The 26,356-nt window shown below is 56.3% G+C and carries 23 protein-coding genes and 1 tRNA gene; 8 read left to right on the top strand and 16 right to left on the bottom strand.

Annotation, left to right across the window (positions count from 1 at the left end):
- Positions 1-28: 28 nt before the first annotated feature.
- Positions 29-961, bottom strand: coding sequence for a GlxA family transcriptional regulator (locus tag RCA23_RS02295; RefSeq protein ID WP_044048868.1), 933 nt, complete (start codon positions 959-961; stop codon positions 29-31).
- 76 nt (positions 962-1,037) lie between these two features.
- Between RCA23_RS02295 and RCA23_RS02290 the strand changes: the two genes are divergently transcribed.
- From RCA23_RS02290 to RCA23_RS02280, 3 genes are read left to right on the top strand one after another with little or no spacing between them, the layout of a single operon-like run.
- Positions 1,038-2,198 carry an acyl-CoA dehydrogenase family protein gene (locus tag RCA23_RS02290; RefSeq protein WP_044048867.1) on the top strand — a complete coding sequence of 387 codons (1,161 nt, stop codon included), beginning with the start codon at positions 1,038-1,040 and terminating at the stop codon, positions 2,196-2,198.
- 51 nt (positions 2,199-2,249) lie between these two features.
- Positions 2,250-4,277 carry an acetate--CoA ligase family protein gene (locus RCA23_RS02285; RefSeq protein ID WP_044048866.1) on the top strand — a complete coding sequence of 676 codons (2,028 nt, stop codon included), beginning with the start codon at positions 2,250-2,252 and terminating at the stop codon, positions 4,275-4,277.
- The gene (locus RCA23_RS02280; RefSeq protein ID WP_044048865.1) at positions 4,274-5,053 is read left to right on the top strand and encodes a carnitinyl-CoA dehydratase; all 780 of its coding nucleotides are present in this window, start codon (positions 4,274-4,276) and stop codon (positions 5,051-5,053) included. Before RCA23_RS02285 ends, RCA23_RS02280 begins: the two co-directional genes overlap by 4 nt.
- Before the next feature lie 62 nt (positions 5,054-5,115).
- Here RCA23_RS02280 and RCA23_RS02275 read toward each other — a convergent pair whose 3' ends face one another.
- Together RCA23_RS02275 and RCA23_RS02270 are read right to left on the bottom strand one after the other, a co-directional pair.
- The gene (locus tag RCA23_RS02275; RefSeq protein ID WP_052376984.1) at positions 5,116-5,442 is read right to left on the bottom strand and encodes a hypothetical protein; all 327 of its coding nucleotides are present in this window, start codon (positions 5,440-5,442) and stop codon (positions 5,116-5,118) included.
- A gap of 95 nt (positions 5,443-5,537) precedes the next feature.
- A complete protein-coding gene (locus tag RCA23_RS02270) occupies positions 5,538-5,963 on the bottom strand; it encodes a hypothetical protein (protein WP_044048864.1) in 426 nt (141 codons plus the stop codon).
- Positions 5,964-6,238: 275 nt separating this feature from the next.
- Between RCA23_RS02270 and RCA23_RS02265 the strand changes: the two genes are divergently transcribed.
- Positions 6,239-7,090, top strand: coding sequence for a Rossmann-fold NAD(P)-binding domain-containing protein (locus RCA23_RS02265; protein WP_044048863.1), 852 nt, complete (start codon positions 6,239-6,241; stop codon positions 7,088-7,090).
- Positions 7,091-7,093: 3 nt separating this feature from the next.
- Here RCA23_RS02265 and dxs read toward each other — a convergent pair whose 3' ends face one another.
- Genes dxs through RCA23_RS02235 form a run of 6 tightly spaced genes read right to left on the bottom strand, consistent with a single transcriptional unit; the run spans position 7,094 to position 12,323 of the window.
- Positions 7,094-9,022 (bottom strand): 1-deoxy-D-xylulose-5-phosphate synthase, encoded by a 1,929-nt coding sequence (dxs, locus tag RCA23_RS02260; RefSeq protein WP_044051199.1) that lies wholly within the window; start codon positions 9,020-9,022, stop codon positions 7,094-7,096.
- 13 nt (positions 9,023-9,035) lie between these two features.
- Positions 9,036-9,914, bottom strand: a complete 879-nt coding sequence (locus tag RCA23_RS02255) for a polyprenyl synthetase family protein (RefSeq protein ID WP_044048862.1) — start codon at positions 9,912-9,914, stop codon at positions 9,036-9,038.
- 25 nt (positions 9,915-9,939) lie between these two features.
- Positions 9,940-10,182 carry an exodeoxyribonuclease VII small subunit gene (locus RCA23_RS02250; protein WP_044048861.1) on the bottom strand — a complete coding sequence of 81 codons (243 nt, stop codon included), beginning with the start codon at positions 10,180-10,182 and terminating at the stop codon, positions 9,940-9,942.
- A complete protein-coding gene (locus RCA23_RS02245) occupies positions 10,175-11,104 on the bottom strand; it encodes a histone deacetylase family protein (RefSeq protein WP_044048860.1) in 930 nt (309 codons plus the stop codon). Before RCA23_RS02245 ends, RCA23_RS02250 begins: the two co-directional genes overlap by 8 nt.
- Positions 11,101-11,814, bottom strand: coding sequence for a response regulator (locus RCA23_RS02240; RefSeq protein WP_044048859.1), 714 nt, complete (start codon positions 11,812-11,814; stop codon positions 11,101-11,103). Before RCA23_RS02240 ends, RCA23_RS02245 begins: the two co-directional genes overlap by 4 nt.
- A complete protein-coding gene (locus RCA23_RS02235; protein ID WP_044048858.1) occupies positions 11,811-12,323 on the bottom strand; it encodes a MarR family winged helix-turn-helix transcriptional regulator in 513 nt (170 codons plus the stop codon). Before RCA23_RS02235 ends, RCA23_RS02240 begins: the two co-directional genes overlap by 4 nt.
- A 162-nt stretch (positions 12,324-12,485) precedes the next feature.
- Between RCA23_RS02235 and RCA23_RS02230 the strand changes: the two genes are divergently transcribed.
- Positions 12,486-13,355 carry a branched-chain amino acid aminotransferase gene (locus tag RCA23_RS02230; RefSeq protein ID WP_044048857.1) on the top strand — a complete coding sequence of 290 codons (870 nt, stop codon included), beginning with the start codon at positions 12,486-12,488 and terminating at the stop codon, positions 13,353-13,355.
- 98 nt (positions 13,356-13,453) lie between these two features.
- Here RCA23_RS02230 and RCA23_RS02225 read toward each other — a convergent pair whose 3' ends face one another.
- Positions 13,454-14,611, bottom strand: coding sequence for a HupE/UreJ family protein (locus RCA23_RS02225; RefSeq protein WP_236631383.1), 1,158 nt, complete (start codon positions 14,609-14,611; stop codon positions 13,454-13,456).
- Here RCA23_RS02225 and RCA23_RS02220 point away from each other — a divergent pair.
- Entirely contained in the window at positions 14,610-15,422 is an 813-nt protein-coding gene (locus RCA23_RS02220; RefSeq protein ID WP_044048856.1) for a DUF4198 domain-containing protein, read from the top strand. The two genes, RCA23_RS02225 and RCA23_RS02220, sit on opposite strands and share 2 nt — an antisense overlap.
- Here the strand turns inward: RCA23_RS02220 and queG are convergent.
- From queG to RCA23_RS02195, 5 genes are all read right to left on the bottom strand, one after another.
- Positions 15,419-16,462 (bottom strand): tRNA epoxyqueuosine(34) reductase QueG, encoded by a 1,044-nt coding sequence (gene queG / locus RCA23_RS02215; RefSeq protein ID WP_044048855.1) that lies wholly within the window; start codon positions 16,460-16,462, stop codon positions 15,419-15,421. The two genes, RCA23_RS02220 and queG, sit on opposite strands and share 4 nt — an antisense overlap.
- Positions 16,443-17,108, bottom strand: a complete 666-nt coding sequence (gene fzlA, locus RCA23_RS02210) for an FtsZ-binding protein FzlA (protein WP_044048854.1) — start codon at positions 17,106-17,108, stop codon at positions 16,443-16,445. The genes queG and fzlA overlap by 20 nt, the downstream gene beginning before the upstream one ends.
- Before the next feature lie 53 nt (positions 17,109-17,161).
- Complete coding sequence (gene mtgA / locus RCA23_RS02205) at positions 17,162-17,905, bottom strand: monofunctional biosynthetic peptidoglycan transglycosylase (RefSeq protein ID WP_081870867.1); 744 nt, start codon at positions 17,903-17,905, stop codon at positions 17,162-17,164.
- A 103-nt stretch (positions 17,906-18,008) separates the two neighbouring features.
- A complete protein-coding gene (gene gltB / locus RCA23_RS02200) occupies positions 18,009-22,550 on the bottom strand; it encodes a glutamate synthase large subunit (RefSeq protein WP_044048853.1) in 4,542 nt (1,513 codons plus the stop codon).
- Positions 22,551-22,616: 66 nt separating this feature from the next.
- Positions 22,617-24,050, bottom strand: coding sequence for an FAD-dependent oxidoreductase (locus RCA23_RS02195; protein WP_044051196.1), 1,434 nt, complete (start codon positions 24,048-24,050; stop codon positions 22,617-22,619).
- Between the two features lie 208 nt (positions 24,051-24,258).
- Here RCA23_RS02195 and RCA23_RS02190 point away from each other — a divergent pair, with 208 nt between their 5' ends.
- A complete protein-coding gene (locus tag RCA23_RS02190; protein WP_044048852.1) occupies positions 24,259-25,071 on the top strand; it encodes an undecaprenyl-diphosphate phosphatase in 813 nt (270 codons plus the stop codon).
- Positions 25,072-25,075: 4 nt separating this feature from the next.
- Here the strand turns inward: RCA23_RS02190 and RCA23_RS02185 are convergent, their stop codons facing one another.
- Complete coding sequence (locus tag RCA23_RS02185; protein ID WP_044048851.1) at positions 25,076-26,056, bottom strand: complex I NDUFA9 subunit family protein; 981 nt, start codon at positions 26,054-26,056, stop codon at positions 25,076-25,078.
- 194 nt (positions 26,057-26,250) lie between these two features.
- Between RCA23_RS02185 and RCA23_RS02180 the strand changes: the two genes are divergently transcribed.
- Positions 26,251-26,336 (top strand) — tRNA-Leu (locus RCA23_RS02180).
- Positions 26,337-26,356 lie beyond the last annotated feature (20 nt).

Raw genomic sequence — 26,356 nt, 5'->3', positions numbered from 1 at the left:
CCACCGGGCGCACAGGCGACAATTGCGCCTAGCCCAACTCCCGGCGCAAAGCCTGTGGCGTGGTGCCATATTCTGAGCGAAACGCACGGGTCATCGCACTGGCGTCTTGATAGCCGCAACGCACAGCAATCTCCACCACTGAGATGGAGGTTTCAAGCGCCAATCCCCGCGCCCGCTCGAGCCTGATCCGCCGGTAAATGACCTGCGGCGCGGCGCCAAGCCGGGCCAGGGTTTGCCGTTCCAAGTGCTTTTGACTGCGCCCAAGCTGCTGCGCCAATTGGGCAATCGGCAAAGGCTCCTCAATGTTGGCCCGCATCAGATCCACCGCCCGTGCCGCAATCCCGCCGCGCCGATCCGGCCGCTGCGCATAGGCGCCAGAAAACAGATTTTCAACCCGCAAGCGCAGGGCCGCCCCCTGTTGCTTTTCGATCAATTGCATCGCCAGAGCAAAGGCTGTGGACGCACCGCCGCAAGTGATCCGATTGCGATCATAGATGACGGCCTCTTTTTGCACATCGACCTCCGAAAACCGCTCCGAAAACCGATCAAGCTCGTCCCAATGTATTGTCGCCCGATGCCCGTCCAACAGACCGGCTTGCGCCAACAGCCAACTGCCCGTGTCGAGCCCCGCAAGCGTGTCAAACCGCCGTGCCGCCGCGCGCAAAGCCCGGCTGCTTGTCACATTGGCATGGGTCAAAAACCCATAAGACGGCATGACCATCAATATATCTCCGCGCATATCGACAAGCTGGGCATCCGCTTCCAGACGCAGACCCGAAGACGAGTGCACCCCCTGTCCGGCGAGGACCACAATATTCCAGTCAAAGACCTGTTGCCCCGACAAATCATTGGCCGCACGCAGCGGTTCGAGAACATTGGCCAAACAATGATTTGAAAAGCGATCAAACAGCAGGATCGAAATCTGAAGGGGCGCGGCAGAAGGATTTTTCGAATAGGGCATGATTTAGTCTATTACCGCATGATATAGCCTGGCAATAGCCCTAGCCTCACATCAAACAGCCGTGAAGGAGGCCCCCATGCTTTATGGATTATCTGCCGAACAAGATATGATCGCACAAACTGTACGCTCATTTGTTGAAAAAGAAATTTACCCTCATGAAGAGCTGGTGGAACGCACGGGCGAAGTGCCCAATGAAATTGCCCAACACATCAAAGAGAAAACGCTGGAGCTGGGCTTTTATGCCTGCAATTTTCCTGAAAGCGTGGGATGCGCGGGCCTGTCGCATGTAGATTTTGCATTGGTCGAGCGTGAATTGGGGCGCGGATCTATGGCGCTCAATCATTTCTTTGGTCGACCACAAAATATTCTCATGGCCTGTGAAGGCGATCAGATTGACCGCTATCTCATGCCCGCCGTGCGCGGCGAGCGCATGGATGCTCTGGCGATGACGGAACCGGGCGCCGGCTCTGACATCCGCGGCATGAAATGCAGCGCCCAGCGCGATGGTGGCGATTGGGTGGTCAATGGCAGCAAACATTTCATCAGCGGCGCAGATCATGCAGATTTCTTCATTGTCTTCATCGCCACAGGCGAAGACCAAACGGACAAAGGCCCCAAGAAACGGATCACGGCCTTTCTGGTCGATCGCGGCACAGCGGGATTTTCTGTGCGTAATGGTTATAAATCCGTCAGCCACCGTGGATATAAGAATATGATCCTAGAATTCGATGACTGCCGCCTGCCACAGGCACAGGTGCTTGGCGAGGTGGATGGCGGCTTTGAGGTTATGAATACTTGGCTCTATGCCACACGGATCACTGTGGCCACCATGAGCGTTGGCCGCGCGCGACGGGTCTTTGACTATGCCCTGCACTATGCGGCCGAGCGCGAACAATTTGGTCAGAAAATCGGAAAATTCCAAGGCGTCAGCTTTCAATTGGCCGATATGATTACCGAAATTGATGCGGCAGATCTTCTCACCCTAGCCGCCGCTGACCGCTTAGATAAGGCGCTGCCGGCCAACCGCGAGATTGCCTCCGCCAAGCTCTATGCCAGTGAGATGCTGGCGCGTGTGACCGATGCGGCCATTCAAATCCATGGCGGCATGGGCCTTATGAGCGACTACCCGCTTGAACGCTTCTGGCGGGATGCGCGGGTCGAGCGCATATGGGACGGAACATCCGAAATCCAGCGCCATATTATCAGCCGCGACCTGCTGCGGGCTTTGGGGGCATGATAACCCGGTGCCCTGCCGCCTGCAAAGCGCAGCTTGTTGCGTAGGTAAGACATGCGAGACCTAACAAGACTTCTTAAACCCAAGTCTATCGCTGTCATCGGCGGTGGCGCTTGGTGTGCCTCAATTGTCTCAGCGGCCGAGCAGATTGGGTTTGACGGTGTTTTGCATCCGGTGCACCCCAGCGGAAAACAGATCGCAGGCCGTAAATCATTGCCCAGCCTAGAGGCGTTTCCCGGCCACATTGACGCCGCCTTCATCGGCGTGAACCGTCATGCCACCCTAGAGGTCGTGGCACAGCTGCGCAGTTTAAAGGCCGGGGGAGCCACCTGTTTTGCCTCGGGTTTTTCCGAAGCGGCTGCCGAAGATTCCGCGGCGCAAGATCTTCAAGCGCAGCTGATTAAGGCCGCCGGGGATATGCCAATATTGGGGCCCAATTGCTATGGTTTTGTGAATGCTTTTGATGGCTGCGCTATTTGGCCTGATCAACATGGGTGCCGCAGAGTGGACAAGGGCGTCGCGATTTTGACCCAAAGCTCGAACATCGCCATCAACCTCACGATGCAGAACCGCGGTCTTCCAATTGGCTATATGCTCACCTGTGGCAACCAAGCTCAAACCTCCCAAACCGATATCGCGTTGCAGCTGTTGGACGATGCGCGTGTCACAGCGATTGGCCTGCACATCGAAGGATTTGGCAATCTGCGCGGGTGGGAGACCCTCGCCGAGAAAGCCCGCAGCAAGGGCATCGCCTTGATTGCCTTGAAGTCTGGAGTGTCGCAGCAAGCCCAAGCGGCAGCTGTGTCCCATACCGCCTCCTTGACCGGCAGTGATACCGGGGCTGACGCCTTTCTCCACCGTTTGGGCATTCGCCGGGCGCGGAGCCTGCCGGTATTTCTAGAGGCCCTTAAACTTGCCCATCAATTTGGGCATTTATCCAGCAACCGCATTGCCTCAATTTCCTGTTCAGGGGGAGAGGCCGCCTTGGCTGCCGATACTGCGCAGGGCACTGGGTTGGTTTTTCCACCGCTCAACCCGCGGCAAGTCAAGGATCTCGGTGCGGCCTTGGGGCCGATGGTGGCCCTGGCCAACCCGCTGGATTATCACACGTATATTTGGCGCAACCCCGCGGCCATGACACAGGCTTGGGCGGCGATGGCAGATGATGATATTGCCATGACCTTGCTGATCAGTGACTACCCACGGGCGGATCTTTGCGATGCCAGCGATTGGGAGTGTGTCACGCAGGCCGCGATAGAGGCCACGCGGCGCACCGGGCGGCCCTATGCGGTGGTGGCGAGCCTGGCGGAACTGTTGCCAGAACACATTGCCAAAACCCTGATGGACCATGGCGTTGGTGCCATTCACGGGCTGGATCATGGGCTGGACGCTTTGGATCTTTTGTCCCGCCCCATGACGCCGCCGGCCGACCCTGTGCTTTTGCCGGGCAGCGACCGCGACGCGGGGCTCCTCGATGAGCAAAGCGCCAAACTGGCACTGGCGGCCTGTGGTCTGAAGATCCCGAAATCCGTCGCCGTCACCGATCGCAGCACGGCCGGGCCGGCTGCAGCTGAGGTCGGCTTTCCTGTCGCGCTGAAAACTCTGGGGCTTGCGCATAAGACCGGAGCCAATGGGTTGGCTTTGGGCTTGACCACTCCGGCGGAGGTCGAAGCCGCAGCACAAAGCTTGGCCGATGGGCCGCTCTTGGTCGAGCGCATGGTGGCCGGGTCTTTGGTTGAAGTTTTGGTCGGCGTCACGCGCGATCCGGCGCATGGGTTTGTTTTGACCCTTGGCGCAGGCGGTACGATGACCGAAGTGTTGCGCGATCGTGCAAGCCTGCTCATTCCTGCAAGCCGCAAGGAGGTGAAAGCGCGGCTCATGGGATTGAAAATCGCGCCGCTCCTAAAGGGGTTTCGCGGCAAGCCGCCCGTTAATCTAGACGCACTCCTCGACTCCATTGACGCGGTGCAGGCCTATGTGCTTGCCAATGCAGAGCAGGTGGAGGAAGTTGAGATCAACCCGCTGATCTGTACACAGGAGGCGGCAATTGCCGCCGATGCCTTGATAAGGAAAGCCCAATGAGCCCGATTAAAACCTATGTTGAAGATGCAATCTTGCACGTCACGCTGGACCGTCCAAAAGCCAATGCGATTGATTTGGCCACCAGCAAGATCATGGGCGAAACATTTGCCGCCTTCCGCGATGATCCAAGCCTCCGGGTGGCGATCATCACGGGCGCGGGGGACAAGTTTTTCTGTCCCGGTTGGGATCTCAAGGCTGCCGCCGACGGGGATGCGGTGGATGGCGATTACGGGGTCGGCGGTTTTGGCGGCTTGCAGGAGCTGCGTGACCTCAACAAGCCGGTCATTGCTGCGGTGAATGGTATCTGCTGCGGCGGCGGTTTAGAATGGGCGCTCTCAGCAGATATTATCCTCGCCGCAGATCACGCCAGCTTCGCCTTGCCTGAAATTCGCTCTGGGACAGTGGCCGATGCGGCCTCCATCAAAGTGCCCAAGCGCATTCCCTACCATATCGCGATGGAATTGCTCCTCACCGGGCGGTGGTTTGACGTGCAGGAAGCAAAATCATGGGGGCTCGTCAACCATTCCTACCCCGCGGAAGATTTGATGGCAAAGGCTTGGGACATGGCGCGATTGCTGGCAAGCGGTCCCCCTCTCGTCTATGCGGCGATCAAAGAGATCGTGCGCGATGCCGAGGACAGTAAATTTCAAGACAGCATGAATCGCATCACCCAAAGGCAATTGGCCTCAGTCGATATTCTCTATGCCTCGGAAGATCAGCTAGAGGGCGCCAAAGCCTTTGCCGAGAAACGCGACCCAATCTGGAAGGGCAAGTAACGAAATTGATCTACCCAGCCAGCTGGGTAGATCGCGCAATACCTTCAGAATGCAAACTCAGATCACATGCTGCAGCCTTTTTTCGTGCTCAATGCAACCAAATGTTCTTTGCGCTCTTTTGCGGCTTTAATCGCGTCATTTGCATTGGAATATGTCCCAATAATCGCCGGCCAGAAGATCACCGCCGCGGCCACATTTGTGCCGGTAATGCCCTTTTCCTTCTGCGCTTTGCTCTCAAACTCGTTCGCTTCTTGAATTTCAGCGGCCAGTTGTTTGCAGCTGAGCTTGTCATCGCCCATTTGCTTTGTGTCGACCACCTCAGGCGATGCACAGGCTGTCAAAGATGCCGCGATACCGGCGAATACAATCCATTTAAAAGTCTTTATCATAGGGTCTCTCTCTTTTCCCATTAAGAATGCCCTCACCTACCGAGAATTAGTTTACAATTGTTCAAGCCCAAAATAACAAAAATATCGGCTCAATTTTACGATTGGGCCCAACCCAATTCGCGCAGCGCCCAGCTGGAATTCCAAATTTTCGTGACATGCGCCACCTTCCCTGCATCATTCATTTTAATGACATAGACATAATGGGAATTGGTCTCTTTTCCGGTTGGCGCAACCGGGCCGCCGTCGCCTGTATGCGCGGCAATAAAGGTGCTAAAAAACAATGCACAGTTACTTTCCGCATCCCACGCTGAGCTGTGCAACTTATAGCGTGCGCCCGCCAAAGCCGTCGTGCCCAAACCGGCCAACCATCCGGCATAGTCTTGGACCGTTGCTATCCCAGAAAGCGCCTGAGCCTGGCACTCAAAGCTTGCACCTTCGGCAACATAGGGCGCCGTGCCGCTGGGGCCCTCGAGCCCTTCGCAGGCGTGAAAAAATTTGGTCGCGTTGTTAAATGCAGACATTGATATCTCCCTAAATCACTTTGGCAGGAAACTGCGCCACCCAAACGAAAACTTGAAAACCGAAACATCCCTCAAGAATTGGGCTTTGTGGTCACCAATTAAAAAAATTGAAACTAATTATGTAAATCATATACTTATAAGAGATCCTGTCAAGGTGGAATCCCGTGAGACGGTCCAAATCATAGCGCCGCCTTATCTGTAAACCGGCGGGGTTTGGGCGGGCCTTGACAAAATCACCCCTTCTCGCAGCCGCCTTTTGCCCCTATGACCCCCCTATGACCAAGACACTTCTTTGCATCGGCTATGGGTTTTCCGCCCGCGCCTTGACCCCTCTGCTTCACCCCCTGGGTTGGACCATCACCGGCACCACGCGCAGCGCCGAAAGGGCGGAGGCTATGCGCGCCGAAGGGGTTATCCCGATCATCTGGCCGGGCACTGATCTCGATGGCGCGCTCAAGGCGGCGTCGCATCTTTTGATCTCTGCCGCACCAAGCCCAGATGCTGGTGATCCTCTGCTGGCCCAAATGGACCTCAGCGCCTATAGGTTTGACTGGGTGGGATATCTGTCAACCACGGGTGTCTATGGCAATCACGATGGTGCCTGGGTCGATGAAGCCACCCCTCTCACCCCCAGCACCCGGCGTGGCAGATTGCGGGTTGCAGCTGAATCCGCTTGGCAAGCCACTGGCCTGCCGCTGCATATCTTCCGCTTGGCCGGCATTTACGGGCCAGGCCGTGGTCCATTTTCCAAAGTCCGCAATGGCACCGCACGCAGGATTATCAAGGCAGGGCAGATGTTCAGCCGCATTCATGCCGATGACATCGCCCAAGTCGTCGCCGCGTCAATCGCGCAACCACGCCCGGGAGCGGTCTATAATCTCTGCGATGATGATCCAGCCCCGCCGCAAGACGTGCTGGCCTATGCAGCCGAGCTCTTGGGCCTGCCGCTGCCGCCCGAGGTGGATTTTGACGCCGCTGATATGACCCCCATGGCCCGAAGTTTTTATGCGGAGAACAAGCGCGTGCGCAATGATTTGATCAAATCAGAGCTTGGGGTGCGCTTAAAATATCCAAGCTACAAGGAAGGGCTGCAAAGCCTCCTGAAATTGGAAACCCCTCAATCCTAGGCGTTAGGCTCGGACTTTGAGAGAGGCGATGCCGAGCGTTTGCAAAACTTTGTCGTGAATATCCTGCGCAGACAGTTTGGCTTCGCGGTACATATCCGCCGGGCTGGCGTGATCGATGAAACTGTCCGGCAGAACCATGGAGCGATATTTCAGCCCGCGATCAAACACCGCCTCCTCTGCCAAAAGCTGGGCCACATGGCTGCCAAAACCACCGATGGCGCCCTCTTCGATGGTGATTAACACCTCATGATCGGCCGCCAATTTAAGGATCATCTCCCGATCCAAGGGTTTGGCGAAGCGGGCATCGGCGATGGTGGGGACAATCCCTTGGGCCGCCAGAGTTTCCGCCGCAATACGCACCTCTCCCAAGCGGGTGCCAAATGACAAGATCGCAACCTGACTGCCCTTTTGCACGATGCGGCCCTTGCCGATGTCCAGCGGTGCCGGATTTTGTGGCAGGTCACAGCCAATGCCCTCACCGCGCGGGAACCGGAAGGCAATCGGCCCATCGTCATAGGCCGCTGCTGTTGCCACCATATGACACAGCTCTGCCTCATCGGCCGCAGCCATGACGACAAAACCCGGCAGATTGGCCAGAAACGCAATATCAAACGATCCCGCATGGGTCGCCCCATCGGCGCCCACCAAACCCGCCCGATCAATCGCAAAACGCACGGGCAAGCGTTGAATCGCCACGTCATGCACAACCTGATCATAGCCGCGCTGCAAAAAAGTGGAATACATGGCGCAAAATGGCTTCATGCCACCCGCGGCCAGGGCAGCTGCAAAAGTCACCCCGTGCTGCTCGGCAATCCCCACGTCAAAACATCGGCTGGGATAGCGTTCGGCAAAAAGATTAAGCCCCGTGCCATCAGGCATGGCGGCCGTCACCGCGCAGATTTTTGGATCTTGTTGCGCCTGCTCAAGCAAAGACTTGGCAAAAACAGATGTATAGGAAGGTGCATTGGGGATGGATTTGGCCTGTGTGCCGGTCACCACGTCAAATTTTCCGACCCCATGACCTTTATCACGCGCAGCTTCCGCCGGGCCGTACCCCTTACCCTTTTGGGTGATGACATGGATCAACATCGGACCGGTTGCGCGGTCGCGCACCATGCGCAGCACCGGCAGCAATTGCTCAAGATCATGCCCATCAATGGGGCCGAGATAGCTAAAGCCCAGCTGCTCAAACATCGTGCCGCCAACGGTCATATGTTTCAGCATTTCCCGCGCACGCTTTGCCCCTTCCTGAAATGGACCAGGCAAAAGCGACACCGCCCCTTTGGCTGCCGCCTTAAACTCTTGGAAGGGCGCGCCGGTATACAGCTGGCTGAGATAAGACGACAAGGCGCCAACAGGCGGGGCAATCGACATTTCATTGTCATTTAGAATGACAATCATGCGTTTTTTCAAATGGCCCGCGTTGTTCATCGCCTCAAAGGCCATGCCGGCACTCATGGACCCGTCACCAATCACGGCAATGGCATCACCAATCCCATGTTCGGGCGCACCACCCAAATCACGCGCCACAGCAAAGCCGAGTGCCGCCGAAATGGAGGTTGAGGAATGTGCGGCCCCGAAAGGATCATAGGGGCTTTCGCTGCGTTTGGTGAAGCCGCTGAGCCCGCCTTTTTGCCGCAGAGTTCGAATGCGATCGCGCCGCCCTGTCAAAATTTTATGCGGATAGGTTTGGTGCGACACATCCCAAATCAAATGATCTTTTGGCGTATCAAAAACCGCATGCAGCGCAACAGTCAGCTCAACCACCCCGAGCCCCGCCCCAAGATGCCCGCCGGTTTCAGAGACCGCAGACACCATCTCCGCCCGCAGCTCATCTGCCAAGAGCCGCAACTCTTTGTCGCTCATGATCTTCAAATCCGCAGGCGTGGAGACCCGATCAAGCAAGGGAGTGTGGGGAGGTGTTTGTGTCACGCGCGCTGCCTTTTCATAGATCTCGCGACACAACAAATCGCGCCGCTGCTTTTAAGATATTGGCGCGATCACCAAAATCGTCCAATGCCACACAGGCTTCATCCACCAAGTCTTGCGCCCGCAGCTTGGCCCCCTCAAGCCCCAATAAGGAGACAAAAGTGGCCTTGCCAGACGCGCTGTCTTTCCCGGTGGCTTTGCCCACCACATCAATCGTGCCTTCCACATCTAATATGTCATCAGCAATTTGAAAGGCCAGACCCAGAGATTGCGCATAGCGGCGCAGCAGCGCTGGGTCAGCGCCCATCATGACAGCGCCCGCTGTGGCGGACCATTCAATCAGCGCGCCGGTCTTATTGTTTTGCAAATGTGCAATTTCGGTCAAGGTCAAAGGCACGGCGGAGGTCTCGGCCGCCATATCCTGCGCTTGCCCCAGAACCATGCCCTCTGCCCCGCTGGCCTTTGCTAAACCTGTGATCAGATCCAATTGTCGCTGTGCACCCAAGCACGAAGCAGGCCGGGCCAGCAGCTCAAAGGCCAGGGTTTGCAACGCATCGCCGACCAATACCGCAGTGGCCTCATCCCATTTCTTGTGCACGGTCGGCTGACCGCGCCGAAGATCATCGTCATCCATACAGGGCAGATCGTCATGCACCAAAGAATAGGCATGCAAAGCTTCTACCGCCGCGCCAGCATAGACTGCTTCTTGCTCTGGTGCGCCCATGAGCCGGGCGCTCTCAATCACCAAAAATCCGCGCAGGCCTTTGCCACCCGTCACCGCATGGCGCATGCCTTGAGCGATCGGCAAATCACCAAAGGGGCGCATGGCCGTTGCAAGACAGGACTGCGTTGCATCGGCCGCGGCCTTGAGATGGGTGGAAAAATCAGACAGCATAAGTGGCCTTGGCGCGCCCAAAGGCTCAACCCGCGTCCAACGGAGCAACGCCCGCGGGCTGCCCATCGCCAGTCAAGGTTATGGCTGCGACCTTCTCCTCGGCAGATTTCAACTTGGCTTCGCAATGCGCTTTGAGAGCCGCGCCCCGTTCATAAAGGGTAATGGAGTCATCTAAAGCCACATCACCCCGTTCCAATTGCGTCACAACCTGCTCCAACTCGGCCATTGCGGTTTCAAAGCTCATTTGCGCAATCTGTGCATCAGCCATGGGTTTGCTCCTTCAAAATACTCACATGCGCCGCAGCACTCGCGGCCAGCGCCTCCAGATCGTACCCGCCTTCGAGGCAGGATACCACCCGACCTTTGCAATGTTTGGCCGCCAAGTCGCACAAACGCTGGGTGATCCACGAAAAATCATCTTCCGTCAAATTCATCCCCGCCAGCGGATCGTCAACATGGGCATCGAACCCGGCTGAAATGAACACAAATTCAGGGGCAAACCGCTCCACCGCTGGCAGAACCTCTGCTTCCATCACTGCGCGAAACGCCGCACTGCCCGCCCCATCCGGCAAGGGACAATTCAACACATTGCCATAGCCGCCCGTCTCATGGGCATGGCCTGTTCCGGGATAGAGCGGCATCTGATGGGTGCTGGCGAAAAAAATACGGCCATCCCCTTCCACCAAGTCCTGCGTGCCATTGCCATGGTGCACGTCAAAATCCACAATCGCCACACGCGACAGCCCATGGTGCTCCAGCGCATGTTTGGCCGCCAAGGCCACATTGCCAAAAAAACAAAAACCCATCGGTGTTTCGCGCTCGCAGTGATGGCCCGGAGGCCGGGTTGCAACAAAGACATTGCCCGCTTCACCGCTCATCACCATATCCACCGCCCGAATCGCACCACCCGCCGCGCGCAAAGCCGCTGTAAGCGTACCTGGCGACATATGGGTATCCGCATCCAAACGGCTCCACCCCTCTTGCGGCGCCGCGGCGCGCAGAGCGGTAATATGACTTTGTGGATGACACCGAAGCAGATCATCATCAGGAGCCAGGGGCGCAGACACCGTCTCCAAACCCAAAGGCGCGAGTGCCATCAAAACATACTCCAAACGCACCACTTGTTCGGGATGACCCTGCGGGTTCACATGGTCCAAGCAGTCATCATGGGTGATTATTTTTGTGCTCACAACGCATACCTCTGTTCCAGAACCAACATATATCCCGCACCGCGCACTGTCTGTAAATAGCGCGGCTGCTTCGGATCCGTTTCGATTTTCCGCCGCAACCTTGTGATTTGCACATCCACAGCGCGCTCCTGCGCTTGGCCGCCATCACGCCCAAGCTGTTCCACGAGTTTACTGCGGCTGAACGGCACGCCCGGCGCGCTGGAAAAAATTCGCATCAACTGGCTCTCGGTTGCGGTCAAGCGTACCCGCGCCTCACCTTGCCACATCTCGCCTCGGTCGACATCATAATGCACCTGACCCAGATGCATGACCTTCGGCAAGGGGGCGACCTCTTCTTGCACGGGAACTCTGCGCAAAATCGCATTGAGACGCAGCAACAGCTCCTTGGGCTCGAAGGGTTTGGCCAGATAGTCATCCGCCCCAGCCTCAAGCCCCAAGATCCGATCTTCGGTCTCACCCTTGGCGGTCAACAGCAAAATGGGCGTGTCGCTGTTCCGCCGCACCTCTTTGGTCAAAGAAATGCCATCTTCGCCGGGCATCATCACATCCAAAACGATCAAATCGAAATCGAGACCCGCTAATATGCGCCGTGCATGAGCGGCATCACGGGCGGCGGATACTAAAAAACCATTCCTAATAAGAAATTTTTGCAACAAAGTCCGAATACGCTCATCATCGTCGACGATAAGCAAATGGGCATCTGGAGTCATACTATATCTCCGCCAGTGAGCTGATCATAATGTTTTTTCAATTCTGGATCCATCATAGCCTCAAGCACGGTGCAAAAGCCATAGACAGCCTCCGCCCCCGCTTGGCGATAGGCCGCGCGCATACGATCACGTTGAGCGTTCGACAGCGCTTGCTCCAATTCTCTGCCTGCATCGGTCAAAGACAAATGCCGCTGGCGCTTGTCTTTGGTGCCGACTTCGTTGAGCACCAAACCATCGCAAATCAAGGTCCGTAGCACGCGGTTGAGGCTTTGTTTGGTCACGCCGAGCGTGGACAGTAAGTTATTGACGGTTGTGCCAGGGCTGCGCTGAATGAAATGCAGCGCCCGGTGATGCGCTCGGCCATAGGATTTTTCAGCCAATATGCGGTCTGGATCCGCCGTAAACCCACGATAGGCAAAAAACATAGCCTCAATGCCTTTGCGCAGCTGCTCATCGGTTAAAAACAGCAAACCATGGGTATGTTCTGATCTATTTTGCCCCTGCGCCATGATATGCCTTTCTGTTTAAATCGATTTCAACAATATGTCAGTGTTGTTGACATTCCAAGAATAAATTGTTAGCGATTATCACATTTTGCGCAATATTATGTCCGAAACGGACGTAATTTGCGACACAATTGGAAACTTGGCCGACCAAAGGGAGAACTACACATGGCTGGCGCATATGACGACCGTGACGGTGTCATCTGGATGGATGGCGAATTGGTGAACTGGCGCGACGCTAAGGTTCACATTCTGACCCATGGCTTGCATTACGGCAGCTCTGTGTTTGAAGGTGAACGCGCCTATAACGGAAAGATTTTCAAGTCTCGTGAACATTCCGAGCGGCTTTTGAAATCTGGCGAATATATGGACATTCCAATTCCATATTCCGTGGACGAAATTGAGGCCGCGAAAGAGGAGGTCTTGACCGCCTCTGGTCTGCAGAATGCCTATGTACGGGCGGTTTGCTGGCGCGGTTCAGGTGACGATATGGGGGTCGCCTCCGCGCGCAACCCAGTGCGCATGGCCGTGGCGGCTTGGGAATGGGGCGCCTACTATGGGGACGCCAAATTCAAAGGCGCAAAGCTCGATATCGCCAAATGGAAACGCCCAAGCCCAGAAACAATCCCATGCTTTGCCAAGGCCGCCGGGCTTTATATGATCTGCACCATGTCCAAACATGCAGCCGAAGCCAAAGGCTGTTCAGATGCGATGATGCTTGATTATCGCGGCTATGTGGCTGAGGCCACTGGCGCCAACCTGTTCTTTGTCAAAGACGGTGAAGTGCACACGCCGAAACCCGATTGCTTCCTCAATGGCATCACGCGCCAGACCGTGGTGGGCATGTTGCAAGAGCGCGGCGTCACTGTGATCGAACGGCACATCATGCCCGAGGAGCTGGAAGGCTTTGAACAATGTTGGTTGACCGGCACCGCGGCGGAAGTCACACCTGTGGGTCAAATCGGCGATTACACATTTGAGGTGGGCGCTCTGGCGCGAGACATCGCCGAAAGCTACGAAAAACTCGTCCGCGCATAAGCACGCGACGGCACGGCAGAAACATCGGCCTCAACCCTTTGGGTTGAGGCTTTTTTATTATCAACACTGCTGGCCGCAGCCAGAGTAGCGCTTGGGCTTTACATAAAGCTGCGCTCAAATGCCCACCACAGGCCCACGAAAGCAATGGCCACAGATCCAGGGATCACCACCACACGGCGATAGATAGCGCTGCGCCCAAAGGGCAGCGCAAAGAGAGCAAAGGCGGCTGCAATCACCGCCAATTGGCCAAGTTCGACACCGATGTTGAAGGCAATAAGAGAAAGAATAAATTGCCCCTGCGCCAGGCCAAGATCTCCCAATACGGAGGCAAACCCCAGCCCATGTAAAAGGCCAAACCCGAAGACCACAAGGATCCGCCACCACCCCAGTTTCGGGCGCAGAATATTCTCAATCGCCACATAGGCAATGGAGATGGCAATCAAAGCCTCTACCAGCCACATCTGCGCCGGTGGAATGGTGATAATGCTCAAAGTTGCAAGCCCAAGCGTGACCGTATGGGCCAGTGTAAAGGCCGTGACCTGCGCCAAGAGCGGGCGCCAAGCGAGAGAGAAGAGGAACAAACCTAGGACAAAGAGAATGTGATCCAGACCCTTTGGAATAATGTGCTCGAAGCCTTCGACAACAAATCGAAGGAACACAGCGCCCGTGCTTTCGTCAACAGCACCCGACCGAGGCAGCGGTGCGCTGACCTCGCCGCCCTGCAGAAAGGCCGCATAGGCGTTTGGACCCTCCCCATGGCGCACCACCAGCCCGCCATTGCGCGCGGCCCAGCCCAAAGAGACCGGAGCCGTCCCGGGCGGCAGCTCCGCAGACATGGAAACCACCGTATCGCGGGGCAGTTCGAGATCTGGCTCTGCGATCACATCCACCGATGCCAAGCGCAAGGGTCCAGCCCCCTCAAGCAAAATCCCTGCGGAAATATCGGAAAATCGCTTTTCAACCATTTGCGCCAATGCGCGATCCGGCAGGCCGCGCAACCGGTCATAGACCTCTGCTTCGGGCGCCTCATCGGTATCTGCGACTTGAGACTGATCTATGCCCGCCAAAAGAGTTTCTACGGCAAGGCGCAGGGAGATTTCAATTCTGTCCTCGTTAACAGAAACTTCCGCCACTGCCGGCCGCAACTCATGGGCGCGGGCCTGTCCTGGCAAACTGAGAAACCCCAGAAGTGCACTTGACATCAATAGGAAACACCACACCATCAACAGCTGAATTTTCGGGAAAGGTCTCAACATGTTTAAGCGCTCCTTTAAATTACTTTTCGCTCTTGTTTTTGCTGGGCCTATCTATGCACATGAATTTTGGATTTCGCCAGTGGATTTTGAGGTTGACGTCCAAAGCCCAATAGCTGCGCATTTCCGGGTTGGGCAGGAGTTCAAAGGGGGCAGCCATTCCTACCTCAGCCGCTATACAACCCGCCATGAGCTGCATCAGGGCGGCGCAATCCTTGAGATGAGCCCGCGGGAAGGTGACCGGCCCGCCATGCAATATCCCGGGCTCGAAGACGGGTTGGCTGTTTTGGTGCATGAGACCACCGACAGCACCCTCACCTATCGGGAATTTGACAAGTTCGTGAACTTCATCAAACACAAAGATTTTGAAGGACTGCCTGAGGCGCATCTGGCGCGTGGCCTGCCAGAGGTTGGTTTCGTCGAGAGTTATCGCCGCTTTGCAAAATCCCTCATTGCTGTGGGCAGCGGGGTGGGGCAAGATCGGCCAGTCGGGCTGGAGATTGAGATCGTCGCGCTCTCCAACCCCTATACCGAAGATCTCTCAGAGGGCATGGCGGTTCAAGTGTTGTTGAATGCCGCGCCCCGCGCTGATGTTCAGGTCGAAGTCTTCTCACGCCCTGCGGGCACGAAAGAGCCGGCCGGGATCCAACTGTATCGCACGGACGCCGATGGAATTGCGCGGTTCCCGGTGCGCACCGGTCACGACTATATGATCGACAATGTTGCGCTGCGCCCTGTGGAGCCCACCAATACAGATGACCCAGTCTGGCACAGCCTTTGGGCCAATCTCACCTTTGCCGTTCCAGCAGATTAGGGCGTAATGCGCGCCAAGGCCCAGCCAGCAGCCTCTGCCACTGCCGGATCGGCATCCGCCATCAAAGGCTGCACCAACGGCTTATAGGATGGGTTGCCCGAATTTCCAATGGCATAGAGCACGTTGCGGATAAAACGATCGCGGCCAATGCGTTTGATGGGAGAGCCTGCGAATTTCGCGCGAAACCCGGCATCATCCAAGACCACGAGATCACGCAGCGGCGGCGCCGCCAAATCCCCCTGAGCGGCGTAGCGCATATCAGAGGCCACAACAGCGAATTTATTCCACGGGCAAACGGCCAAGCAATCATCACAGCCATATATATGGTTGCCGAGGCCCGGCCGCAGCGCCAGATCAATCGGGCCCTTGTGCTCAATGGTCAGATAGGAAATGCAGCGCCGCGCATCCATTTTGTACGGCGCAACAAAAGCCTCGGTCGGGCAAATGTCCAAACATTTCCGGCATGACCCGCAGTGATCCACCTCCGGCGCATCCGGCTCCAGCTCCAGCGTGGTAAATATCGCGCCCAGAAACATCCAATTTCCAGTGGTGCGGCTCACCAGATTGGTATGCTTGCCTTGCCAGCCCAAACCAGCGGCCTGCCCCAAGGGCTTTTCCGCAACCGGGGCCGTATCGACAAAGACTTTCACCTCACCGCCCCCTTCGGCAATCAACCAGCGGGCCAAGCGTTTCAGCCGTTTTTTGACAATGTCGTGATAGTCTTTGCCCTGGGCATAGACGCTGATATTGCCAATATCAGGCCTGTCGAGATTGGCCACAGGATCGCTTTGTGGGCCATAGCTTTCGGCCAGCATCACCACAGATCGCGCCTCAGGCCACAAAACCTGCGGCGCGGCGCGCCAGTCTTTGCGCGCCTCCATCCATGTCATTTGTCCGTGATAGCCGGCCTGCAAAAACGCCTCCAACTGCGCCGGTACCTGCGGCACGGCATCGGGCGTTGTGATCTTGGCATTGCTAAAGCCCTCGGCCAAGGCCTGCGCCAGAAGCCTGGATTTCAGATCAGAAGTCAAGATTGGCATAATGGTGCGGAGGGGGGAAGCCCGGCACATTATCGGCGAGTATCGACCGGAACGCCGGGCGCGACTTCATCGTGGCATACCAATCTTTCACCGCCGCGGATCGGTTCCAATCCACATCACAAATGTAGTCCAGCGCCGACAGCTGCGCGGCGGCGGCGAAATCTGCAAGGCTCATCTCATCCCCCGCAAGCCAGCGGCGATTGTCCAAGAGCCAGTTCATGTAATCGAGATGAAATTTAATGGCCTTTGCTCCAGCCTTCACATTGGCAGCAACCGGATATCCCGACCCATGGATTTTTCGATTAACCCGCTCATACAGAAGATTTGCCGTCACCTCATGGTGGAACTTATCATCAAACCAAGAGACCAAACGGCGCACCTCATAGCGGGCCTGTGCATCTTGGGGCAATAACCGTGGCTCGGGGAAGCGCTCTTCGAGATATTCACAGATGGCGGAGGATTCCGTATAGATCTCCCCACCCATCTTGAGCACCGGGACTTTTCCTGCGGGATTGCGGCGCAAAAAATCCGCATCCCCTACCCAATAGCGCTCTTCCACCAGTTGCACTTCGATTTTCTTTTCTGCCAGGCTCAGACGCACTTTACGGCAAAAAGGAGACAGGGGGACGTGATACAGGATATTCATTGGGTTTCACTTTACTCGGGTCATCTTGTCATAACCGCCCTTTGTCGGTGCAATCAATCCTCAAAACACCCCGCGCGACCATCCTTTCGGATCAAGTCGGCTCCAGCTATCACCGATGCCGCGCGTTTCTTTGTCTCTTTGCTCGGACGAATTGCACTGCGGCCTTTGGGATCGGGCAAGACAACCGCAAGGCGACCGGCCTGAACGCGGCTCAAATCTTTGGCCGCAACCTCAAAGTGATGCCAGGCTGCCGCCTCAATCCCAAACACCCCGGTGTCAAATTCGGCGATGTTAAGATAAATTTCCAACAGGCGCCGTTTGCTCCACACCATTTCAATATAGGGGGTCAACAGTGCTTCAACAGCTTTACGCAGCCAATTGCGCCCAGGCCAGAGAAAGGCATTTTTGACCGTTTGCTGGCTGATGGTTGAACCGCCGCGCATAGCCCCTTCGCGCAACGCTTGACGCACTGCCGCACTGTCAATTCCCCAATGGGTGCAGAAATTAGCATCTTCCGCCGCCACCACCGCACGGCGCACCATCGGGGCAACCTCTTCAATATCGACCCATTGATATTGGATTTCACCAAGCCGGGCGCGCTCTTGCATCATGTAAAACGTGATCGGCGGATTGACCCATCGGTAGATCAATCCCCAAGCCAAAAAGGCCAACGCCGCCGCAAGCAGGCTCCAAAGCAGAACCCGCCGCGCGCCGCGCAGCAAAGGCCCCAATCGCCCAGGCCATCGCCGGCGGGGGCCATCAGGGCTATCAAGATGATCCTCAATTGGCTCAATCATAGGTATGCCACACCATATCAGAGGCGCTTCGTCAACTTATCGGAGGCCAGGCCTGAGCCCTCCTTAGCAACTGGTCCTGCGAAATCACCAATCCCATGCCGAGCTATTCTGCCGGCATGGATTGAGATTGACCATCTTGCAAAGGCGCTGGCAAATGCACCAGCATTTCTTTGGGGCAGACTTGCACAAAATTGTGCATTTCTTCTTCCCAATGCTGCAAAATATCCGCAGCTTTGACTGAATTGGTCTCCGCGACATGGCGGGAGATCAGAGCCTTCAGCTCCTCTTGCCAATGGGCAACCGACACAGGGCAGGTCACCAGAGTCTCCATATTCATCATCGGGGCCGTTTTTCCAGCCGGATCATAAAGATAGGCCATGCCGCCCGTCATCCCGGCGCCGAAGTTGGCCCCAATGGAGCCCAGAACCACGGCAACACCGCCCGTCATATATTCACAGCCATTCGAACCGCAGCCTTCGATCACGGTTTTTGCGCCTGAGTTGCGCACCGCAAAACGCTCACCGGCGCGGCCGGAAGCGAAGAGGAACCCATCGGTCGCGCCATAAAGCACGGTATTGCCGATAATTGTGTTCTCCGAAGCCACCAAAGGGCTGATCTGCGCTGGGCGCACAACGATCACGCCACCCGAGAGACCTTTGCCGACATAGTCATTGGCCTCACCGGCCACTTCCAGCTTCAACCCGGGTGCTGCAAAAGCGCCAAGCGCCTGACCGGCCGAACCTTGCAGCTTAATGGTCAAGTGATCCGATTGCAGGCTATTGCGCATGCCGAATTTGGTCACAATATGGCTCGACACCCTTGTGCCAATGGAGCGCGATGTGTTTTGCACCGCATATTGCAGCTGCATCTTCTCACCATCTTGTAAGAAGCGCGCGGCGTCTGTGACGATCTGCGCATCCAATGTATCAGGCACCGCGTTGCGCGGCTTATTGCGATCATAGGTTATCTCATCGGCACCATCGACCGTAATCAAAAGCGGGTTGAGATCCAAATCATCCAAATGCGCAGACCCGCGCGACACCTGGCTGAGCAAATCTGCACGGCCAATCACCTCATCCATGGAGCGCGCGCCAATACTGGCCAAAATCTCACGGACTTCTTGCGCATAGAAGGTGATCAGATTGACGACCTTATCTGCCGACCCGGTGAACTTGTCTCGCAGCGCCTCATCTTGCGTGCAAACACCCACAGGGCAGGTGTTAGATTGGCACTGCCGCACCATGATGCAGCCCATCGCGATCAGAGCGGCGGTACCGATGCCATATTCTTCCGCACCCATCATGGCCGCCATCACGATGTCGCGGCCCGTGCGCAATCCGCCATCGGTGCGCAATGTCACCCGTTCACGCAGATTGTTCATGGCCAGAACCTGATGCGCCTCGGTCAGACCCATTTCCCAAGGCAGGCCGGCAAATTTGATCGACGTCGCAGGCGAAGCGCCCGTGCCGCCATTATGGCCGGAGATCAAAATCACATCGGCCTCAGCCTTCGCCACGCCGGCGGCAATCGTGCCCACCCCAGAGGCCGCCACCAATTTCACCGTCACCTTACAGCGCGGGTTGATCTGCTTGAGATCGTAAATCAACTGCGCCAAATCTTCGATGGAATAGATATCATGATGTGGCGGTGGGCTGATCAAGGTCACACCTTTGGTCGAATGACGCAGGCGGGCAATGAGGTCCGTAACCTTCATACCGGGCAGTTGTCCTCCCTCGCCGGGCTTGGCCCCCTGCGCCACTTTGATTTCCAATTCCTCACAGTGATTGAGATATTCCGCCGTGACGCCAAAGCGGCCTGAGGCCACCTGTTTGATCTTCGCAGAGGGATTGTCTCCATTAGGTTCGGGCACGAAATGCGCCGGATCTTCTCCGCCCTCACCACTGTCAGACTTGGCTCCAATCCGGTTCATCGCCACGTTGAGCGTCTTATGCGCCTCCGGGCTCAGAGCGCCAAGGGACATGCCGGGGGTGACAAAGCGCTTACGGATTGAGGTGATGCTTTCCACCTCATCCACAGAAATTGCCGCGCCCAAAGGTTTAATCGCCAGTAGATCGCGCAGGTGGATCGGCGGGTTGGCTTGCAATTTCGCCGAATAGTTTTTCCACATCTCAAAACTGCCGCGGTCACAGGCCGATTGCAGCAAATGCATGGTTTGCGCTTCCCAAGCGTGTTTTTCACCAGAGCGGCGCGCTTTATAAAAACCGCCAATCGGCAGAACATCCGAGGCAGCAGTATAAGCCGAGGCGTGAATGGATTCAGCCTTGCGCTGAATGCCGACCACACCAATACCAGAAATCCGCGATGTCATGCCGGGGAAATACTCAGCGCACATGGCGCGTGACAGGCCAACAGCCTCAAAGTTCAAGCCGCCGCGATAGGACGAGATGACCGAAATCCCCATCTTCGCCATGATTTTCAACAGCCCCTGATCAATCGCGGAGCGATACCGCGCCACAGCTTCCGTCAATGAGCAATCGAGCAGGCCGCGATCAATGCGATCGGCCAGGCTGTCTTCGGCCAAATAGGCATTCACGACCGTTGCGCCGCAGCCGATCAACACAGCAAAATAATGCGGATCAATACACTCCGCAGACCGTACATTGAGCGAGGTGAATGTGCGCAACCCCTTACGGGTCAGCCAAGAATGCACCGCGCTGGTGGCCAAAATCATCGGCATGGCGACGGAGGTCTCGGAGGCATGTTGATCCGTCAATACCAAATGCCCTGCGCCCGAGCGCACCGCATCTTCGGCTTCCGAGCGAATGCGATTGAGCGCCTTTTGCAAGTCCCCAGGTGCACCACCGGTTGGGAAGGTACAATCGATCTCCACCATCGGCGCGTTGAAATTCTCCAACAAGCGCTCAAATTGCACATTGCCGACAAAGGGCGAATCCAGAACCAAAATTTCGGTCTGGGCACTGCTCTCATCCAGCACATTTTTCAGATTGCCAAAACGGGTCTTCAAACTCATGACCCGAAATTCGCGCAGGCTGTCAATCGGGGGATTGGTCACCTGGCTAAAGTTTTGCCTAAAGAAATGTGACAAGGGGCGATATTTTTCGCTCAAGACCGCAGAGGGCGTGTCATCGCCCATCGAGGCCAAGGTCTCTTTGCCATCCTCGGCCATCGGCGCCAAGATTTGCTCGAGCTCCTCAATCGTGTAGCCCGCTGCAATCTGACGTTGGCGCAAATCTGCGCCTTTAAACATCGGTTTTTCAACCGCTTTAGCCAGATCGTCGTCAAGCTCATTGATCTTACCAACCCAGGCGCTGAAGTCTTGGCTTGCGGCCAGCATATCTTTCATTTCAGTGTCGTGATACAAGCGGCCCTCGGCGATATCGACCGCCAAAAGTTGCCCGGGGCCCAGCGCGCCTTTTTCTTTTACATTGGCCTCATCGACCGTGACCATGCCGGCTTCCGATCCAGCGATGAGCAAGCCGTCACCTGTCACCACATAGCGCATGGGCCTTAGACCATTGCGGTCCAAGCCCGCACAGACCCAGCGCCCATCGGTCATGGCCAAGGCTGCCGGACCATCCCATGGCTCCATCACGGAGTTGCAGTAAGAATACATATCCCGCCAAGATTTCGGCAAATCCACTGCCTGCTTTGACCAGCTTTCCGGCACCAGCATGGTCTTGGCCATCGGCGCATTGCGCCCGGCACGCACCAACATTTCAAACACCGCATCCAAGGCTGCCGAATCTGACGATCCGCCTGGGATCACTGGTTTGATGTCTTCGGCCATATCTCCAAAAGCATCCGAAGACATGCGAATTTCATGACTCTTCATCCAATTGGTATTGCCTTTCAGCGTATTTATTTCGCCGTTGTGGGCCAACATACGGAAGGGCTGCGCCAGCCACCATTGAGGGAAGGTATTGGTCGAATAGCGTTGGTGATACAAAGCAAAGGCGGACTCGAAGCGTTCATCTTTCAAATCTGGATAGAATTCCGACATATCCTCTGCCAGGAACATGCCTTTATAGATAATCGACCGACAGGACAGGCTGGCCAAGTAAAGGCCGTGAATTCCGGCAGATTGCGCGGCTTTTTCGATCCGGCGGCGAATGACGTAAAGCTCGCGCTCAAATGTCTCCTCGTCTACGCCTTTGGAATTGGACACCAAGAGTTGCTCAATTTCAGGTCGTGTGGCATTGGCCTTTTCCCCCAAACAGGAGACATTGACCGGCACATGGCGCCAGCCGTAGATATAATAGCCCATGCGCAGAACTTCGGTTTCCACAATCGTCCGGCAAGTTTCTTGGGCTCCGAAATCCGTGCGCGGCAGGAACACCTGCCCCACGGCCATCAGCTCATCCATTCGCGGCGTATGGCCGGTGCGTTCGATTTGATCATAGAAGAATGGCACAGGAATTTGCACATGGATGCCAGCCCCGTCACCTGTTTTGCCATCTGCATCGACCGCGCCGCGGTGCCAAACCGCTTTGAGCGCATCAATACCGGCCTGAACCACCTTGCGGCTTGGCGACCCATCGATGGACACCACAAGCCCCACACCACAGCTGGCGTGCTCTTCAGCCTCAGAGTAAAGGCCATTTTCAGCCATATACTTGCGCTTGGCTTCTTCCGCTTTCACCCAGTTCGCATCAAATTTTGTCATGCTCATCTCCTAAAATGCCCACGCGGGACATTGTTATGTCGCAAAGGTCCAGATCCACGCAGGCGCTTATTCAGCGGCGATGGATCGGGCCTCGTCAAACTGTGCTAAAATTGCAGCGGCGCAGTCGCGACCGTCGCGAATGGCCCAAACCACGAGCGAGGCACCGCGGACAATATCACCGACGGCATAAACGCCCGGCAGCCGGGTTTGGCCGGTTTCAAAATCCGCCCGGATCGTGCCCCAGCGCGTCACCTCGAGACCTTCAGCGCCCCAAAGCTGCGGCAAATCTTCGGGTTCAAACCCCAAAGCCTTGATCACCAAATCCGCAGGTTCCACATAATCTGCCCCGTCAATCAACTCTGGGCTTTGGCGTCCGGTCGCATCGGGCAGACCCAAACGCATTTTCTGGACGTTAACCCCGGTGACAGGATTGCCAACAAACCCATTGGGCGCGGTCAGCCAGACGAATTCAACACCCTCTTCCTCAGCGTTTTGGGTCTCACGCAGAGATCCAGGCATATTTGCTTTGTCGCGGCGGTAAAGGCATTTGACGGAGGTGGCGCCTTGCCGGATCGCTGTGCGCACGCAATCCATTGCCGTGTCGCCGCCGCCAATGACCACAACCCGCTTGCTGGCCGCATTCAAGCTGCCATCTTCGAATTCAGGCACAGTGTCGCCAAAACCATGGCGATTGCTGGCGGTCAAATAGTCAATGGCTTTTACAATGCCATCCGCTCCTGATCCCGGCCCCGCCAGATCGCGGGATTTATAAACGCCCGTGGCGATAATCACTGCATCATGTTTACTGCGGATCTCATCAAAGCTTATGTCCACGCCCACATTGCAGTTGGTGACAATTTCTATGCCGCCCTCTTCAAGCTGGGTCACACGCTGCATCACCACATCTTTTTCAAGCTTAAATCCGGGAATTCCATAGGTCAAAAGCCCTCCCGCGCGATCATAACGATCATAGACCGTGACCTGCACACCGGCCCGGCGCAGCATATCGGCCGCAGCCAATCCCCCTGGGCCCGCGCCGATGATGCCGACGGATTCCCCGCGGGTCGCGGCGGGCTTAATGGGTTGCACCCATCCCTCAGCCCAGGCGGTATCGGTGATATATTTCTCAACTGACCCAATGGTCACCGTTTCATGGCCCGACTGTTCGATGACGCAATTGCCTTCGCACAAGCGATCCTGCGGACAAATACGGCCGCAAATCTCAGGGAATGTATTCGTGGCCTGGCTGATGTCATAGGCCTCTCGAAGCCGCCCCTCTGCCGTCAGGCGCAGCCAATCGGGGATATTATTGTGCAGCGGGCAGTGGGTTTGGCAATAAGGCACGCCGCATTGGCTACAGCGGCTGGCTTGCTCTGCGGCCTTATCCTCCGAAAATTCTGCATAGATCTCGCCAAAATCATGCGCGCGATCTGACGCTTCACGCTTTTGAGGCATGAGCCGTGGAATTTTCACAAACTTCAGCATCGGATTTTCAGCCATAACATCCTCGATTCGCAACATCGCTATATTTTTAAGTACTTCTGACAAATTAATGTCAGCACAGATGACCTATATAATAGGGAATTCGATATGGCGACACTTTCATGAAATTTTCAAGCTCTTTTTAACTCCGGTTCGGACCTATATTTTTGCTGGCGCTTATACGCCATGGGTATATGGTCCCCTGGATTGCAGAGGATCCCAACACATGCCGCTTTATCATCTGGTAATAATTGCGCTTATTCAGGGCATAACAGAATTTCTACCGGTCTCCTCATCGGGGCATTTGATCCTCTTGCCCGGGCTGACCGGCCTCACCGATCAAGGCCCCGTGATTGATGTTGCCGCCCATGTCGGAACTTTATTGGCGGTCATCGTCTACTTCTGGTCAGATGTGCGCCACATAGTGCAAGGTGTTCCGCAGGTCCTGCGCGGCCAGTTTGATACCCCCTCCGCGCGGCTGCTCATCGCCATGAGCTTGGCCACGCTGCCTGTCATGGTGCTGGGCTTGATTTTGAAACTCACTGGCCTGTCAGACGCCCTGCGCTCCATCACCGTGATCGGCTGGAGCATGCTGGTATTCGGCATTTTACTCTATTGGATGGATCAACGTGCCCAATCCACGCGCCAACTCCAAGACCTGACATTGCGAGACGCGTGGATCCTTGGGCTGTGGCAAGCACTGGCGCTTATCCCAGGCACCTCGCGTTCCGGCATCACCATCACCGGCGCCCTCAATGCGGGCTTCACGCGCAAAGAGGCCGCCCGCATCGCCATGCTGATGTCGATCCCGACCATTATCGCCTCTGGCGCGCTTACCTCTTTAGATTTGATCGGCGGCACCGTGCCCCTGCGCGATACATCTATCGTCGTTGCCCTCAGCTTCGCAGCAGCGCTCTTGGCTCTCAGTCTGATGATGCGCTTGCTAAACAGCCTGACCTATACGCCTTATGTGGTTTACCGCATAGGACTCGGCCTCACGCTGCTCACCATAGGCTACAGCGGCGGCCTCGGGTCGTGACGCCCTAGGCTTTTAGATTTTTTGCAGAGGCTTTGATATCGGCATATTGGCCTGACACACGGAAGGGCCATAGATAATCTGGCAATACGCTTTCCAATGCCGTTGGCTCAATCTGTAGATCCGCCAAGCCCATACAGTCGCCGCTCGGCACATTGTCCACGCTCAGACTGTGGATCTGGTCACGGGTGATCGGCATCGGCGCCAAGCCAAAACTCAGTTTATTGGCAAGCGTAAAGCCCGTGGCCATGAGACGCGCAACAAACATCGGCAAGCCGATGATCAACCGCCGACGCTGGATGACATCCAACATGCGCTGCATCAGACCGCGGAAACTATCCCGCTCGGGTCCAGCCAACTCATAAATGCCGCCCGCCGCGACACCTGTCGCACCCAGCACTACGGCCCGTGCGACGTCATCTACAAACACCGGCTGAAATTGCGTCTCAGCCCCGACGATCGGCAAAATAGGACCAAAGCGCGCCATACTCGCAAATCTGTTGAAAAATTGATCCTCTGCCCCAAAGACGATGGACGGTCGCACAATCATTGCGCCCGGCATATGCGCCAAGACCTCCGCCTCACCCGCCGCCTTTGAGCGGGAATAGGCGCTGTCGCTCGTCAGATCCGCACCCATGGCCGAGATATGCACCATTTGCGCGATACCACCTTCAGCTGCCAAGCGCGCAATGCGGCCGGCGCCATGAGTTTGCACGGCGTCGAAACGATTGCGCCCTGATTCTTGTAATATGCCAACGCAATTGATCACAGCATCGGCGCCGCGCAAAGCCCGCTTTACCGATGCGTCATCGCGAATGTTGCAAAAGACCGGCTCAACCTGACCTACAACCCCATAAGGCTTGACAAATATCGCCTCATTGGGCCGCCGAACAGCCACCCGAACCCGCCAACCAGCCTTTGCCATGCGCCGCGCGACATAGCGCCCAACGAAACCTGACCCACCGAATATAGTTACAAGCTTAGACATGATGACATCCCAAGTATTTCTCTGTGGAAGGGAGGTACTCCGTGCACCGCCTCATGACAAGTCCATTCCCCATTCGACAGCCGCCGCACCCCGATAAGCGGCGCGCGAAACCTGGCGCCTAAGGGGGCCGCCCAAAGGCATTTACCCTCTTGACCCGCCCCGCCCAGAAGCTTAAACGCCCCTCTACGACATCAGCCCAGATGGCGGAATGGTAGACGCGCTAGCTTCAGGTGCTAGTGTCCGTATGGACGTGGAGGTTCGAGTCCTCTTCTGGGCACCAATAAATCACCCAAAGCATTG

Origin of the sequence: Planktomarina temperata RCA23, from assembly GCF_000738435.1 — a bacterium.
GTDB lineage: Bacteria > Pseudomonadota > Alphaproteobacteria > Rhodobacterales > Rhodobacteraceae > Planktomarina > Planktomarina temperata.
The sequence above is the reverse complement of the archived record's forward strand: the minus strand, read 5'-3'. Positions and strand labels throughout refer to the sequence as shown.

Excerpts from the sequence above, each read along its gene's own strand:
- RCA23_RS02295 (WP_044048868.1), bottom strand. The coding sequence starts at position 961 with ATGCCCTATTCGAAAAATCCTTCTGCCGCGCCCCTTCAGATTTCGATC.
- RCA23_RS02290 (WP_044048867.1), top strand. The coding sequence starts at position 1,038 with ATGCTTTATGGATTATCTGCCGAACAAGATATGATCGCACAAACTGTA.
- RCA23_RS02285 (WP_044048866.1), top strand. The coding sequence starts at position 2,250 with ATGCGAGACCTAACAAGACTTCTTAAACCCAAGTCTATCGCTGTCATC.
- RCA23_RS02280 (WP_044048865.1), top strand. The coding sequence starts at position 4,274 with ATGAGCCCGATTAAAACCTATGTTGAAGATGCAATCTTGCACGTCACG.
- RCA23_RS02275 (WP_052376984.1), bottom strand. The coding sequence starts at position 5,442 with ATGATAAAGACTTTTAAATGGATTGTATTCGCCGGTATCGCGGCATCT.
- RCA23_RS02270 (WP_044048864.1), bottom strand. The coding sequence starts at position 5,963 with ATGTCTGCATTTAACAACGCGACCAAATTTTTTCACGCCTGCGAAGGG.
- RCA23_RS02265 (WP_044048863.1), top strand. The coding sequence starts at position 6,239 with ATGACCAAGACACTTCTTTGCATCGGCTATGGGTTTTCCGCCCGCGCC.
- RCA23_RS02255 (WP_044048862.1), bottom strand. The coding sequence starts at position 9,914 with ATGCTGTCTGATTTTTCCACCCATCTCAAGGCCGCGGCCGATGCAACG.
- RCA23_RS02250 (WP_044048861.1), bottom strand. The coding sequence starts at position 10,182 with ATGGCTGATGCACAGATTGCGCAAATGAGCTTTGAAACCGCAATGGCC.
- RCA23_RS02240 (WP_044048859.1), bottom strand. The coding sequence starts at position 11,814 with ATGACTCCAGATGCCCATTTGCTTATCGTCGACGATGATGAGCGTATT.
- RCA23_RS02235 (WP_044048858.1), bottom strand. The coding sequence starts at position 12,323 with ATGGCGCAGGGGCAAAATAGATCAGAACATACCCATGGTTTGCTGTTT.
- RCA23_RS02230 (WP_044048857.1), top strand. The coding sequence starts at position 12,486 with ATGGCTGGCGCATATGACGACCGTGACGGTGTCATCTGGATGGATGGC.
- RCA23_RS02220 (WP_044048856.1), top strand. The coding sequence starts at position 14,610 with ATGTTTAAGCGCTCCTTTAAATTACTTTTCGCTCTTGTTTTTGCTGGG.
- RCA23_RS02225 (WP_236631383.1), bottom strand. The coding sequence starts at position 14,611 with ATGTTGAGACCTTTCCCGAAAATTCAGCTGTTGATGGTGTGGTGTTTC.
- queG (WP_044048855.1), bottom strand. The coding sequence starts at position 16,462 with ATGCCAATCTTGACTTCTGATCTGAAATCCAGGCTTCTGGCGCAGGCC.
- fzlA (WP_044048854.1), bottom strand. The coding sequence starts at position 17,108 with ATGAATATCCTGTATCACGTCCCCCTGTCTCCTTTTTGCCGTAAAGTG.
- mtgA (WP_081870867.1), bottom strand. The coding sequence starts at position 17,905 with ATGATTGAGCCAATTGAGGATCATCTTGATAGCCCTGATGGCCCCCGC.
- gltB (WP_044048853.1), bottom strand. The coding sequence starts at position 22,550 with ATGACAAAATTTGATGCGAACTGGGTGAAAGCGGAAGAAGCCAAGCGC.
- RCA23_RS02195 (WP_044051196.1), bottom strand. The coding sequence starts at position 24,050 with ATGGCTGAAAATCCGATGCTGAAGTTTGTGAAAATTCCACGGCTCATG.
- RCA23_RS02190 (WP_044048852.1), top strand. The coding sequence starts at position 24,259 with ATGCCGCTTTATCATCTGGTAATAATTGCGCTTATTCAGGGCATAACA.
- RCA23_RS02185 (WP_044048851.1), bottom strand. The coding sequence starts at position 26,056 with ATGTCTAAGCTTGTAACTATATTCGGTGGGTCAGGTTTCGTTGGGCGC.